Source organism: Paenibacillus sp. J31R34, assembly GCF_059383715.1.
The window spans coordinates 251173-264009 of record NZ_JBXENU010000006.1 but is presented as its reverse complement, the minus strand read 5'-3'; the positions used below and the strand labels follow the sequence as shown (position 1 = coordinate 264009).

The window sequence follows — 12837 nt, the reverse complement described above, 5'->3', positions numbered from 1 at the left end:
GAAGCGGCCCCTTTCAAGCAAGCTTTTATATCGTTGATCTTCTAAGCATAAGGAAGGATAGCAGAGCATTTAGCAGGATGAACGGAATCAGCCAAAGGGAGAGGCCGAAGGCGGTATGCTTGGTGAGCCACAACCAAATATCGACCCACCATTGATTTTGAGTGATGATATAGAAGCCGAGGGTGAAGCCAAGTAAAGAAGCGGGAAAGAGGATCAGCAAGCCGTTTTTATTAAACTTGCGGTAGAAGCTGCCGAATACAAATCCCCACAAAAACAAATGCAAAGTGAACAGGAAGAAGGTGAGCAGCTGTACGAGTAAATTTCCGTCAGACAAATAGGGCAGGTGGAAAAAATATAAGCCCGACCACCAGTGGTTCGTAAGCTGATTTTCGATAATAGACATAAGCAGCAGCAGCAGCGCCGAGCCGAAACTAACTAGAAGTGCCATCACGATGGTCCCTGTAAAATAATTGAAGCGGCTAATGCTGAAGCTAATCGCAAATGGAAAGGTCTGTGCGACTACAATTATGCCCAGCACGAACATGTAGACCAATAGGGATGCGATTCCGCCTGTATACAAGGTGTTCTCAGAAATCATCATACTTATCAGCCAATTTACAATAAAGCTGGAGCCAAGAATGAATAGAGGGATAAAAACCCAGGAAAATTTATCGCGTTGATGCAGCTTGATTACGCTTAAAGTGCGGTTCATTACAAATCAGCCGCCTTTCGTTCGGTTTTGCCATTCGTCAGATGAATAATCAGCTGCTGCAGAGATACGGAGCCAAACTCCAGCCCTTTCGCCATTGCCTGCTTGCGATCCTCGGCACGCAGCGTGCCATCTACTGTGGCGGACAGCAAGGCGCCGAATGGGTCGCGGGAGATAACAGTTTTGCCGACGAGAAACGACTCGACCTCGGCAGCGGAGCCTGCTACAGTGAAGGCGCGACCCCGCAGCAGCTCGGCATCCTCGTTAATCAGTATCGTACCCTTGTCGATGACGATCACATGCTCAAGAAGCTGGCTAACCTCATCAATCAGATGGGAGGAAAGGACAACTGTGCGAGGATGCTCGGCATAATCCTCCAGCAAATGGCCATAAAATATATTTCTGGCCACAGCGTCCAGCCCCAAATAAGGCTCATCGAAAATCGTCAGCGGGGCGCGGCTCGCAAGTCCAACAATGATGCCGACGGAGGAATGCATGCCGCGCGACATTTTTTTAATTTTATGCTTCAATGGCAGCTGAAAATCCTGAACCAATGTATTCGCATAGGTGCGATCCCAGTTCGGAAACAGAGCGGCGGACAGCTCGAGTACATCGAGCAGGCTGTAATTATCGGGGTATTTCTGGCTCTCCTTAATAAAACAAATTTGGCTCAGCACACGGTTATTTTCATAAGGGGCTTCGCCAAAGACGGTCAGCTCGCCGCTGGTCGCAAACAACTGGGCCGTCAGCATGTGCATAATCGTCGTTTTTCCGGCGCCGTTGCGTCCGAGCAAACCATATATTTTATCTGGCTCCAGTATGAAGCTGACCTCGTTAACGGCTTTGAAATTTCCATAAGCCTTCGTAACCTGCTTTAGCTCCGCAATAGGGTTCATGGCTTGGTTCCTCCTCTTCTGATCATATCTGACAGCTGCTCCGCCGTAATGCCCAGCTTCTCTGCCTCATGCATCATCGTCACGACATACTGCTCGAAAAACTGCTCACGACGCTTCTCCATCAATACGGTTCTTGAACCTGTTGCAACAAACATGCCAATCCCTCGTTTCTTATAAAGAATGCCTTGATCTACTAACTGATTGACGCCTTTCGCTGCTGTGGCGGGGTTGATCTGGTAAAAGGCTGCAAATTGATTTTTCGAAGGCACCTGCGACTCTTCAGGCAGCAGCCCTTGAATGATATCGTCCTCGATGCGTTCGGCAATTTGCATGAAAATCGGTCTGCTATCGTCGATGCTTAAGCTCATATTGTCCACCACCAAACTGGTTAGTTACTCATGTAACCAACTATACATGCGATCAACCGAATCGTCAACAGGCAGCAGCAATGAAAATAAAAAAAAGGATAGAAGAGGCAGCGTTAAATCTGCTCTTCTATCCTTTAGATATCGGTTATAGCGGCCGACTAAAGCCTGTTAGGTCGGCTGCTGTGCGGCATCTATTTTGCCAAGCAGGTCTCGTACCTGCTTATGAACGGCATGAAATTCCTCAGGCGTAATGTCCAAGCCGCCATAAACGCGTTTCGGAACTTCGGCAGCCCGTTTTTTAAGCTCGCGGCCATCATCCGTCAACTGAATAACGAGATTGCGCTCGTCGGCTTTATCGCGAATGCGGGTAATCAGGCTCATGCCTTCCAGCTTCTTAAGCAGCGGGGTCAGCGTACCAGAGTCGAGCAGCAGTCTCGCGCCAAGCTCTTTCATCGTCACCTTGTCCTGTTCCCATAAGGACAGCAGGGTGACATATTGCGTATACGTTAAGCCAAGCTCAGAAAGTACAGGACGGTACAGCTTTGTAATTTCCCGCGAGCAGGCATATAAGGAAAAGCAAACCTGATTATCGAGCTTCATCCATTCATCTTCATTCATGCTAGTTGTCTCTCCCTCCGGACCAAGGTTATGCGAAGTAATCAATTGTGTGCAATTAATTAAGTTATTGTAGCATTGCATGCGGAACCTGTCAAAAGAAGACGCAGTATGCATAGCAGCCTATTTCGGCAAGCTGATTTGACAATTGAAATTAAATTGTATAAAATTAAATTTATCAAAATCAATCGCTATACTATCAGCCTAATCGCTGTTTTTAAAAATTCAAGGAGGTTATTCCTATGTCCATTTATGACATCGAAGTGAAGAAGATTACAGGTGCGCAGGAGACGCTGGCGCCATATAAAGGCAAAGTAATGCTGATCGTAAATACAGCTACGAAATGTGGCTTTGCACCACAATTCAAAGGCTTGCAGCAATTGCAGGATACGTATGGCGAGCAAGGGCTTGCGGTTCTAGGCTTTCCAAGCGGACAGTTTATGAATCAGGAGCTGGAGGGCGATGCGGAAATTGCGCAGGCTTGCGAGCTTAACCACGGGGTATCTTTTCCGCTGTTTGGCAAAATCGATGTAAACGGCAATGGCGCGCACCCGCTGTACCAGCACCTGACGAATGAGGCTCGCGGGGTGCTGGGCTCGAAGGCAATCAAGTGGAATTTTACGAAGTTTCTAGTAGATCGGGATGGGAAAGTGGTCAAACGGTTTGGGCCGAATGATAAGCCGGAGGATCTTGTAGAAGATATTAAAAAGCTACTCGGCTAAGCCAACCCGGCATCGGAAGAAGGTGCCGCTGACTGCCTCAAGATAGGTGAAGTCGGCGGTATCGCCAACGGTAATTTGCAGCCCGCCTTCGGGCAAATAGTCTTGCTCGGTGCGATAAACGCCAGTATATGGCCCATCCGGCAAATAAGTTGGGCATACGAGCGTCCAATTGAACGGCTCTGCAGATGCTTGAAGCAGGCGAAGTACAGCATGATGCTCCTCGGCAGCTCGAGTAGATCGGCGTTTCGATTCGCTCGATTGATAGCGAAGCAGCCCGGGCTCGCTGCGGCTCTCCAAGATGCCGGCCGTTCCAACCGTCACTAAACGATGGACTCCTTGCTGCTCCATGACAGCAAGAAGGAGTGGAAAACAGGCGGAGAGTGTATCCCCGCCGTCCGTTCCTAGCGCGCTAATGACAACGCTGCTGCCAGCAACAGCTTGCTTGAGCACAGCTTCTTCGCGGGCATCCCCGACGATGGCTGTCAATTGCGGATGCGAAAGCTCAAGCTTGTCTGCCGAGCGCACCAAGGCATGGACGCGATGTCCATCCGCAAGGGCGCGCAGCATGACTTCCCGCCCGACGCGGCCTGTAGCGCCTAATATCGTGATTTGCATGTGATTTCCCTCATTTGCTAAAAATATGAACGGCATTGCGTCCCATATGCTTGGATTGGTACAACGCCTTATCGGCCTCGCGAATCATCTCGTCTAGTTCAGCAAGCTCCGCCGCTGTTATGCCAGCGGCGCCAAAGCTTGCAGACAAAGGAACCATGCCAGCTTGTGTCAGCAGCGGACTGTCTGTAATTGCCCGGCGCAGCTTCTCGGCCAGCTCCCCTGCCTCAGCGGGTGCAGCAGCCGGAAGGCAAATAATAAATTCTTCTCCACCGTAACGTCCAAATAGATCGCTATCGCTAAGCTGTTCTTGACAGACCGCTACGACATGACAGAGGGCTAAATCGCCAATGTCATGGCCGAAGCGGTCATTTATCGTTTTGAAATGGTCAATATCGAACAAAATGAGCGCAAACGGCTGTTGGTCCTGCAGCGCTTTGTTAAGCAGCAGTCTTGCTTGCTCTAAAAAATAGGTCCGATTGTATATGCCAGTCAGTCCATCTATTGTAGCCATATGCTTCAGCTTCTCCTGAAGAATCGCCTTCTCGGTAATATCCATCAGTACAATCGTTCTCCCGATCAGCTCGCCTTTGCGGCTGTGGACAGGGGATGAGCGCACGAGATAGAACGACGGCACGCTCGTATGCAGCTGAATCCAGCGCACCTCCCGCTCATGATGCTTAAATTCCTCATCATAATGAATGAAATCAGCGGCTTGTCCCGTATGGAACAGCCATATATCCTCGAAAGGTGTCCCAATCACAGTAGGCTTCAGCGATGCGATCATCTGTGATGCAGATCGATTATAATCTACAATTCGCCCGTCCATATCCAGCACAATAACGCCGTCGCGCATGCTTTCGAAAATACGTTCTCGGGCAATTGGCGCGGCCTTCAAGATGTTTGACGTCAAAATCGCCCAAATGTTCAAAATCGAAGTGATAAACATGAGCGGCGGTACGATGTCCATGCCATAAGGCGTCAGATCAAGCAAATACATGAAGGAGGCGGTCATGGGAATGAAAATGCCAGCTGCCATCATTAAAAGCTGCTTGCGGTACACCATTTTGGCGTGATTCCATTGGCGAAGCAGCAGGTACGCGCTTACGACCAGACAGCCGAACGTGAAGCTCCCATTAATAATATACCATTCCCCAAAGACGATATCGGCTACAATGACCGATTCATTGGGACGAAGAAAAATAGAACGGTAAAACATATGATGCCATTCATTCGTTACGACCAGTAATAAAGTAATAAAGGGAATCGTAAAGAGCCAGATCAGGTTTTTACGGGTTACAAAGCGATCCATTCCAGTAAAGTACAGAATGAGCACTAGCGTAGCGGGGGAGATGAAAGGCAGTCCCAAATATTCAATGCCAATCCAGAAGCGAATTTCGGCTAACGAATCGCTTGCCAATTCAAAGGCAAAGCCGAAGGTGTAAATAGCTGAGCAAATGGAGGTCCAGATATAGGCTCTCATTCCGGCAAAGCTGGATTTTATTAAATATCCGTAAATGGCAAGCAAGGCGCTGAGTACGCTGGAAATCGTTACAATAACAATATAATTGGAGATAGTCATATTCATCAGTTGTATGGCTCCAGTTGGTTAATAATTAGGTATTGCTGCAATGAAGCGCTCTCAGGTTGCTAAATGATCTACATAGAATGGTATCACATTTTTTGCCTTTAAGGATACGCGATTTGAATGGTAATGTTAAGCATAAACCGCTTTCATCTATCTTCGACAGCAAAAGGCCGATAAAACCCGCTTTAGTTCGTGCATTTGCCAGGCAAGTATGCTAAGATACCTTGAGTTTCTTAGATATATAGAAAAGTATATGATTTTTTTCAGCCTTTCTCTATATTTCTCGGAATGAAACGCGCCGCGCCGCTAAGTACGGCGACAGCGCCGTTTACGCTTGGGATTATGAGCTGGAGAAGGTGACATCTTGGGATTTAAGCTGGGGGTTAAGCGGGATCGGGACAATAGTCTCTTTTTCTTGACTTGGCCAATATTTTTGGAATTATTTTTGTTTATGATGATGGGAACGGCGGATACATTCATGCTTAGCAAGCTGTCCGACAATGCTGTTTCCGGCGTAGGTGCATCCAATCAATATTTGCACATTATGCTGCTTGTTATGGAGGTTATCGGCAACGGGGCATCGATTGTCGTCGCGCAATATATTGGCTCGCGGAAGCTGGTCGAGGCTGCGCAGCTGTCGGCGCTGGCGATTTCGCTTAATCTTTTGGCGGGCTTGCTGATGAGCTTATCTTGTTTGTTGTTCGGCAATGTCATCCTGCAGGGCTTGCATCTGCAAGGGGAAGTGTTGGCCTATGCGCAAAGCTATTTGCGAATTGTAGGCGGCTTTATTTTTTTACAGGCGATTATTAATTCACTTTCTGCAATTATTCGGGTATACGGCTTCACGAAGGAAGCCATGCTGGTATCATTGGGAATGAATATTATACATTTAGTCGGCAACTATGTGCTAATCTTTGGCAAGTTCGGCTTTCCCGAGCTTGGTGTTGAAGGTGCGGCCATTTCGACGGTTGTCAGCCGCCTGCTGGCGATGCTGGTGTTTTTCTGGCTGATGAATCGGGTTATGGTATTTAAGGTGAAGCTGCAGTATTTTTTCAAGATGTCGAAGGAATTTATTCGCAAAATATTAAAGATCGGTGTTCCATCGGCTTTTGAACAGGTGATGTACCAGAGCTGCCAGATGATCTTTCTGTATTATGTGACGTTTCTCGGTGAAGCGTCCTTGTCGGCTCGGCAATACGCCTCGAATATATCGGTGCTGATCTATTTATTCGCGATGGCGGTCGGCATGGGAACAGCGATTATGGTAGGCCGCTACGTCGGCGGCGGGCGCAGCGACGCTGCGTACAAGCAGGTATTGGCAAGCGTGCTGTGGGCCAGCGGAGCGACGATGGTTATGCTTGTGTTCGTGCTGCTGTTCCGCGAGCAGCTGATGGGCCTATTCACGGATGATATTGACATTATACGGCTGGGAGCAAATGTCCTGCTGTACAGCATTGTGCTGGAGACGGGGCGAACGATCAATATTATATTGGTCAATTCGCTGCGGGCCTCCGGGGATGCGAAGTTTCCGCTCTGGATTGGGATGGTTACGATGGTCGGCATAAGCGTGCCGCTCGGTTATTATCTTGTTTTTCATCTGGACATGGGACTGGCGGGCATTTGGCTGGCTATTGCGACGGATGAGTGGTTGCGCGCGGTCATTATGTATTTCCGGTGGAAGAGCCGGAAGTGGGAACGGCATGCGCTGGTGAAACCGGACTTTGTAGAGCATACAGTCTCGCATTAAAGGAAGGATGGGCCTTGCAAGCGGACAGACGCTTGTCGTCCATCCGGTGATAAAGTGCTGAGGCTGCGAAGCTAGGGAGGCTGGCTACGTATGGATTACGCTAACAATGATGGTCAGGATATTGCGAGCATTTGCTTGCTGGCGGGTAAAATTATTTTGCAAAATGGCGGGGAGACGTACCGGGTTGAGGATACGATGGTCCGGATCGCCGAGGCTTACGGTGTGGCGAGTGCTTACAGCTATGTGACGCCAACGGGCATTATTTTTGCGCTGGATGGCGCTGCGCAGTCGACGCGGCTCGTTCGGATTTCGGAACGCTCGACGAATTTGAAGAAGGTGACGCTCGTCAATGATATTTCCAGGCGCATTTGCCAAGGAAGCTTGCAGCGTCATGAGGCTTATAAGCAATTGCAGGATATTGAACAGGCGAAGGAAGATTATCCGGCTTGGCTTAAGGTGCTGGTTGCCGCTATTGCAAGCGGCTGCTTCCTGATTATGTTCCGCGGCAGCTGGAACGACTTTCTTCCGGTGGCGCTTGCGAGCGGCATCGGCTTTTTGTGCTTGCTGACGCTGCACCGCATAATGCCGATTACTTTTTTCGCGAGCTTCTTGTCGGCGGTCATTAGCGGTTCGCTCGCTGTACTAATGGTATGGCTCGGCTTCGGGCATAATTTGGATAAAATCATTATCGGCTCGATTATGCCGCTCGTGCCCGGCCTTCATATTACGAATGCGGTAAGGGACTTGATGGCGGGGCATCTCGTCTCGGGCTTGTCCAAGGGCGCTGAGGCCTTTCTTATTGCTTTTGCCATCGGTGCTGGCATTGCTTTCGTGTTGTCCGTATATCCGTAGCCTTAAAAGGAGGGAGAAACGATGGTTGTACAGCTGCTTGAACAGCTTGCCGTCAGCTTCGTGGCCTGCGCTGCGTTCAGCCTTATCTTCGGTGTGCAGAAGCATCGCTTGGTACAGTGCGGATTGGTCGGCGCATCGGGGTGGCTTACCTATACCGTGTGCAGCGCGTTTGAAATGAGGACGATTCCGGCGACGCTGCTGGCCGTCTGCGTGGTGACCATTATTAGCCAAATAATGGCGAAGCATTATCGTACGCCAATCATTGTATTTAGCGCGGCGGGCATTATTCCCCTTGTGCCGGGCAAAATCGCCTATGATGCGATGCGCCATATTGTGCAGGAGGAATATGTCGTAGCTGTCGAGCTTGCCATGCAGGCTTTCATGATTTCAGGCTCTATCGCCATCGGACTCGTCTTCTCCGAGGTCATTTATATTATATTTCGCAGAACGCCGCGATCATCATGACCCTAATAATGCCTCTTGCTTATGCTGCTTCGCAGCAGGGCAGGAGGCATTTTGTATGTGTGGCCATGCTTTGGCCACGCCTAGCCATAGGCGCTACGTCTGCGTGGTCGCATAGCGTCCGCGCAAGCGCAGCGCCATGTCTTCAATCTGCTGAGGCGACGGCATCTGGAGCCGAGCCGCTGCTTCGGCAAGGCCATCCGCCGTCTGCCCGCTGCGGATGATCTGCTTGACGGCGTCCGCGAAGCGCTCCGCGCCGCCGCCCTGCGCCAAGCCGACCAGCTCTTCGAGGCTGGCCGTGCTGCTGCTCTCTACGAGCGGATGCGCTCCTGGCTCGGCGTCGCCCGCTGCCCGCTCATAGAAGGAGCGGACCAGCGCCGCCCGCTCCTGGCCTGCGCCTTCGGCGACGACGAACGCCTGCACGATATAGGCGTGTGCCTGGCGACGCTGCGCAATGCCGCAAAACTTGAAGCCGTCGATGCTGAGGTCGAAATCGCCGGGACAATACGCACCTGCGATTTCACCTTTGTCGACCGGGACGCCAGCCCCGGCGAGCGCGGAACGAATGAGGCTGTACATCAGCTCAAAGTCCTGATGAAAATGAAAATCGAGCGTATTCGCCTTGGGCAAAATGAGCGAAATGTTGACGACGCCCGGATCAAGCGGCACCGCCGCACCGCCGGAGTTGCGCACCGCTGCCTTGTAGCCGAGCGATTCAAGCCAGCGGGAGGCGTCGCCCGCCAGCGGCAGCCGGCTGTCGCGCAGGCCGAGTATGAAGGCGCGCTCGTGGCGCCAAATATGGCATATCGCGGGTCCGCCCTGTCCGGTGCTGCGGCACAGCAGCTCATCTAGGGCGAATGGGTAAAGCGGATCTGTCTGCGAATAATCGTTCATCCGGTCAAGCAGCAGCAGATTTTGCAGTTCGGGAACCGGTCCTGCTGGCTGTATCGTCATCGTGAGCTGCTCCTCTCTAAGCTTCCTGTTTCTCCATCATACTAAGCGCCGGGGATAGAAGTCCAGCCTGTCTCTGTAGAGGAGCGGAAGCGAAAAGGCAAGCTGTTGAATATATTATTTTAGCTCGCTGCACCGTATGGAAGGAGTGATAGAGTGGACATGGACTTGCTGCGAACGGTATTCCCTGCAAAGCATAAGGATGGGCATACGCTAATTGGCGAATACACCTTCGGTGAACCAAATGTTTTCTCCTGGGGGGAGGGAACGAAGCTGACAGTCGGCAAATTTTGCTGTATTGCCGGAGGCGTTTCAGTCATGCTAGGAGGCAACCATCGTACGGATTGGGTATCGACTTATCCTTTTACTTCCTTTTTATCGAAGCATTTGCACATTACCGGCCAGCCGCAAACAAATGGTGATGTCGTCATCGGCAACGACGTTTGGATCTGTACACATGCGACCATTATGTCTGGCATTACGATTGGCGATGGAGCGGTCATCGGCATGAATGCGACGGTAACGAGGGATGTTCCGCCTTATGCAATCGTTGGAGGCAACCCAGCAGGCCTCATTCGGTATCGCTTCAGCGACCAAGTTATTGCCAAGCTGCTGCGCATCAAATGGTGGGATTGGCCGCCGATGCGCATTCAGAAGGTGGTGCCGCTCATCGCGTCGCATGATATGAAAGCCTTTCTGGATTACTGCGAATCGCATGGCTATTGAGGAAATGGATGTGCGGGAGAAAAATGCAAAAAAGACGGGGCAGCCAGCGCGAGCAGCTGCCCCATCTTTTTTTGTAGATCGTACATATGCTACAGCGTGCACTTGCTTTCCCTTGTGCTTGTGAGTCGCAGCCTGCTATCCGGTCGGAGGCACGTCCTGTATGACAGGCAGCCGAATTTCTACCTGCGTGCCAATGCCTTTCTTGCTTTGGAAGGACATCGTGCCGCGATGATTGGCAATAATTTGATAACACACCATCAGGCCAAGCCCGTTGCCTTCCTGCTTCGTTGTGAAAAACGGCTCGCCGAGCCGTGACAGATTGTCCTCGGTAATGCCGAAGCCATGGTCGGTAATACGGATAATAATGCCGGTAGTTGGCGTGTAGGACAGGTCAATGTCGAGCTCGCCGCCTTCCGGCATCGCTTCGATCCCATTTTTAATAATATTGACGAATACTTGCTTTAGCTGATTAACCTCGCATTTCAATTCGGGTATTTCATTATCAAAACGGGTTGTGAACTGGACATTGCTAATATTCGCCTCGGAATCGAGCAGCATAACGATGCCGCGCATAATCTCATGAATGTTGGCACGCTGGAAGCGGCTCGCCTGCGGCTTCGCAAACACAAGAAATTCGCTGACGATAAAATTAATCCGGTCCAGCTCAGACAGCATAACATCGATGTAGGCGGGCGCCAGCTGGCCATTTTTCTTCAGCAGCTGGACAAACCCGCGCAGCGTCGTTAGCGGATTGCGCACCTCATGGGCGACGCCAGCCGCCAGCTGCCCGACGACGGACAGCTTCTCCGAGCGTCGCAGCACCTCTTCCGTCTGCTTGCGCGCTGTAATGTTCCGCGAAATCGTCGCAATCGCAATAATCTGCTCCTGCTCATCGCGTATCGAAGAGACGGTAATGCTCACATCGAGCAGCCTGCCGCTCTTGTCATAGCGCATCGTATCGTAATCGGCGACGGAGCCGCCTTGCTGGATGAACTCGAGCATAAAGGTGCCCTCCATCGCAAGCTCAGGCGGCATGTTGTCCAGCGGTTGGCCAAGCAGCTCCTCCTCCGTCCAGCCATACATTTTCTCAAACGCTTTATTCATCTGAATGACAGAGCCGTGCAGGTTGGAGACATGAATCGCATCAGAGGTATGATTGACGAACGATTCCAAATACTGCTTCGTCTGCCGCAGCTCTTCCGCCGATTCGGTCAGCCGGTTCATATACGTATGAAGATTTTGCCCCATCGCATTTACGCGATCAGCCAATACACCGAATTCATCATTGCTTTTTAAGGAAATGCGGGCGCCGAAGTTGCCATTGGAAATTTCATTGACCTTGCAGACGATTTGATTAAGCGAGCGGACCATAAAGCCGGAAATGAAGTAGCTGCACAGCACCGTCGCCAAAATCAGGCCAAGAGATATTGCGCCTTGCGTCAAAACCTGGCGCATGAGCGTTTGCTGCAGAGCGGAGTTGTTGAAGGTAATGCTAATAACGTACGGCTTGGGTCCCTGAACGGGAATAAAGCTCTTGATGACCTGCTTGCTGTTCAGCTTGCTTTCAATGGTAACGACTTCGTTTTTCTCAATTGCTTTCAGCGTATTTAGGTGGTCATTAACCGAGTCCTTATAATAATATTGGCCAAAAATAATGTTGCGAACATCGAGATTATAGACAACGGTTCCATTTTTAATGCTGACAGCAGGTGCCTTGCCGAAGTAGGCAGGGTCGAAGCCGGTCACTTCGAGAATATTATTTTTATCACGCATAATCTGGGCCACGATGGCATCCGCACCATATTTCTTTTTGCTGTCCAAAAAAGTTTGCGCATGAATATAAGGATTAATCATATAGTTGGTCGTGCCGTCATAATAGTTGCCCCATTTAAACACTTTATCGGGGTCGGAGGTGCCAAAGTTGATCGGTCCCGCCCAAAAATTCTCCAGCTTCTGTCCTTCGGGAATCGTAACCTTATGCTGCTCGAATAGCTGGGTAAAGGCGGTATACCAGTAGTTCCATGTTTTCGGGCTCATATAGAGCTCATCGGGGTTCGTCGAGCGGACTGATAAAATATCGTCTTTCGTCTGGATCCACAGCGTAATGTGATCAACGCCCAGCTCCTTGCTTAGCTGGAGGAGCTCGCTGTTGCGGACATTTTTAATATCGGGATCGAGCTTGCTTTGTATGGCAATCGCGACGGCGCGCAGACGCTCCCCCAGCGCGTCCTCTGTCAACTGGCTGTTCTGCTCGGCCGAGGCGATGGAGACGGCTATCTGATTGCCAATAAAGCGCATTTGCTGCTCTGCGTTCCGTTGCAGCTCATCCTTGGAAGACATATAGTAGATTGTAATATTGAGTAGCAAAATCACGGTAACGGTAACCGATATGAGGCAAACGAGCTTCGCTCTGATCGACAAATCCTATTCCTCCTGGCCATGGTCGCGGATGCTTCTGTATTATTTGACATCTTAAAGGCAAATTCCTTGTTTGTGAGAGGAGATAGAGACTATTTTACTGCTTAATATTAATTTGGAAAATAGTTATAAATGCTCTATATTGATGTCGATGAGGGACAAACGGGAGCA

The 12837-nt window shown here is 50.4% G+C and carries 13 protein-coding genes; 5 read left to right on the top strand and 8 right to left on the bottom strand.

What is annotated here, in order from left to right; genetic code table 11:
* Nucleotides 1–25: 25 nt before the first annotated feature.
* The 4 genes from AC50YG_RS18340 to AC50YG_RS18325 all read right to left on the bottom strand — a co-directional run bounded on the left by AC50YG_RS18340 (nucleotide 26) and on the right by AC50YG_RS18325 (nucleotide 2591).
* Nucleotides 26–712 carry a hypothetical protein gene (locus tag AC50YG_RS18340; protein ID WP_473757278.1) on the bottom strand — a complete coding sequence of 229 codons (687 nt, stop codon included), beginning with the start codon at nucleotides 710–712 and terminating at the stop codon, nucleotides 26–28.
* Nucleotides 712–1605 carry an ABC transporter ATP-binding protein gene (locus tag AC50YG_RS18335; protein ID WP_494828412.1) on the bottom strand — a complete coding sequence of 298 codons (894 nt, stop codon included), beginning with the start codon at nucleotides 1603–1605 and terminating at the stop codon, nucleotides 712–714. Before AC50YG_RS18335 ends, AC50YG_RS18340 begins: the two co-directional genes overlap by 1 nt.
* Complete coding sequence (locus AC50YG_RS18330) at nucleotides 1602–1973, bottom strand: GntR family transcriptional regulator (protein WP_473757276.1); 372 nt, start codon at nucleotides 1971–1973, stop codon at nucleotides 1602–1604. Before AC50YG_RS18330 ends, AC50YG_RS18335 begins: the two co-directional genes overlap by 4 nt.
* A gap of 168 nt (nucleotides 1974–2141) precedes the next feature.
* A complete protein-coding gene (locus AC50YG_RS18325; RefSeq protein ID WP_494828410.1) occupies nucleotides 2142–2591 on the bottom strand; it encodes a MarR family winged helix-turn-helix transcriptional regulator in 450 nt (149 codons plus the stop codon).
* Nucleotides 2592–2830: 239 nt separating this feature from the next.
* On the opposite strand from AC50YG_RS18325, the gene AC50YG_RS18320 reads away from it, so the two are divergent.
* Nucleotides 2831–3310 carry a glutathione peroxidase gene (locus AC50YG_RS18320; RefSeq protein WP_341280063.1) on the top strand — a complete coding sequence of 160 codons (480 nt, stop codon included), beginning with the start codon at nucleotides 2831–2833 and terminating at the stop codon, nucleotides 3308–3310.
* On the opposite strand, the gene AC50YG_RS18315 is transcribed toward AC50YG_RS18320, so the two are convergent.
* Together AC50YG_RS18315 and AC50YG_RS18310 are read right to left on the bottom strand one after the other, a co-directional pair.
* Nucleotides 3299–3925, bottom strand: a complete 627-nt coding sequence (locus AC50YG_RS18315; RefSeq protein WP_494828408.1) for an NAD(P)-dependent oxidoreductase — start codon at nucleotides 3923–3925, stop codon at nucleotides 3299–3301. The two genes, AC50YG_RS18320 and AC50YG_RS18315, sit on opposite strands and share 12 nt — an antisense overlap.
* A 10-nt stretch (nucleotides 3926–3935) precedes the next feature.
* The gene (locus AC50YG_RS18310) at nucleotides 3936–5510 is read right to left on the bottom strand and encodes a histidine kinase N-terminal 7TM domain-containing diguanylate cyclase (protein ID WP_494828406.1); all 1575 of its coding nucleotides are present in this window, start codon (nucleotides 5508–5510) and stop codon (nucleotides 3936–3938) included.
* Nucleotides 5511–5874: 364 nt separating this feature from the next.
* Here AC50YG_RS18310 and AC50YG_RS18305 point away from each other — a divergent pair, with 364 nt between their 5' ends.
* The 3 genes from AC50YG_RS18305 to AC50YG_RS18295 all read left to right on the top strand — a co-directional run bounded on the left by AC50YG_RS18305 (nucleotide 5875) and on the right by AC50YG_RS18295 (nucleotide 8574).
* Nucleotides 5875–7257, top strand: a complete 1383-nt coding sequence (locus tag AC50YG_RS18305; protein ID WP_494828404.1) for an MATE family efflux transporter — start codon at nucleotides 5875–5877, stop codon at nucleotides 7255–7257.
* 90 nt (nucleotides 7258–7347) lie between these two features.
* Nucleotides 7348–8109 (top strand): threonine/serine exporter family protein, encoded by a 762-nt coding sequence (locus AC50YG_RS18300; protein ID WP_473757271.1) that lies wholly within the window; start codon nucleotides 7348–7350, stop codon nucleotides 8107–8109.
* Between the two features lie 21 nt (nucleotides 8110–8130).
* Nucleotides 8131–8574 (top strand): threonine/serine exporter family protein, encoded by a 444-nt coding sequence (locus tag AC50YG_RS18295; protein ID WP_494828402.1) that lies wholly within the window; start codon nucleotides 8131–8133, stop codon nucleotides 8572–8574.
* A 93-nt stretch (nucleotides 8575–8667) separates the two neighbouring features.
* On the opposite strand, the gene AC50YG_RS18290 is transcribed toward AC50YG_RS18295, so the two are convergent.
* Complete coding sequence (locus tag AC50YG_RS18290) at nucleotides 8668–9525, bottom strand: lipoate--protein ligase family protein (RefSeq protein WP_494828400.1); 858 nt, start codon at nucleotides 9523–9525, stop codon at nucleotides 8668–8670.
* A gap of 159 nt (nucleotides 9526–9684) precedes the next feature.
* Between AC50YG_RS18290 and AC50YG_RS18285 the strand changes: the two genes are divergently transcribed.
* Nucleotides 9685–10248, top strand: coding sequence for a CatB-related O-acetyltransferase (locus AC50YG_RS18285; RefSeq protein ID WP_494828799.1), 564 nt, complete (start codon nucleotides 9685–9687; stop codon nucleotides 10246–10248).
* A gap of 135 nt (nucleotides 10249–10383) precedes the next feature.
* On the opposite strand, the gene AC50YG_RS18280 is transcribed toward AC50YG_RS18285, so the two are convergent.
* Nucleotides 10384–12669 (bottom strand): ATP-binding protein, encoded by a 2286-nt coding sequence (locus AC50YG_RS18280; RefSeq protein WP_494828398.1) that lies wholly within the window; start codon nucleotides 12667–12669, stop codon nucleotides 10384–10386.
* Nucleotides 12670–12837: the final 168 nt, after the last annotated feature.

Bases quoted from the DNA above. Each gene is read 5' to 3' on its own strand.
- AC50YG_RS18340 (WP_473757278.1), bottom strand. From the start codon at position 712: ATGAACCGCACTTTAAGCGTAATCAAGCTGCATCAACGCGATAAATTT.
- AC50YG_RS18335 (WP_494828412.1), bottom strand. From the start codon at position 1,605: ATGAACCCTATTGCGGAGCTAAAGCAGGTTACGAAGGCTTATGGAAAT.
- AC50YG_RS18330 (WP_473757276.1), bottom strand. From the start codon at position 1,973: ATGAGCTTAAGCATCGACGATAGCAGACCGATTTTCATGCAAATTGCC.
- AC50YG_RS18325 (WP_494828410.1), bottom strand. From the start codon at position 2,591: ATGAATGAAGATGAATGGATGAAGCTCGATAATCAGGTTTGCTTTTCC.
- AC50YG_RS18320 (WP_341280063.1), top strand. From the start codon at position 2,831: ATGTCCATTTATGACATCGAAGTGAAGAAGATTACAGGTGCGCAGGAG.
- AC50YG_RS18315 (WP_494828408.1), bottom strand. From the start codon at position 3,925: ATGCAAATCACGATATTAGGCGCTACAGGCCGCGTCGGGCGGGAAGTC.
- AC50YG_RS18310 (WP_494828406.1), bottom strand. From the start codon at position 5,510: ATGAATATGACTATCTCCAATTATATTGTTATTGTAACGATTTCCAGC.
- AC50YG_RS18300 (WP_473757271.1), top strand. From the start codon at position 7,348: ATGGATTACGCTAACAATGATGGTCAGGATATTGCGAGCATTTGCTTG.
- AC50YG_RS18295 (WP_494828402.1), top strand. From the start codon at position 8,131: ATGGTTGTACAGCTGCTTGAACAGCTTGCCGTCAGCTTCGTGGCCTGC.
- AC50YG_RS18290 (WP_494828400.1), bottom strand. From the start codon at position 9,525: ATGACGATACAGCCAGCAGGACCGGTTCCCGAACTGCAAAATCTGCTG.
- AC50YG_RS18285 (WP_494828799.1), top strand. From the start codon at position 9,685: ATGGACTTGCTGCGAACGGTATTCCCTGCAAAGCATAAGGATGGGCAT.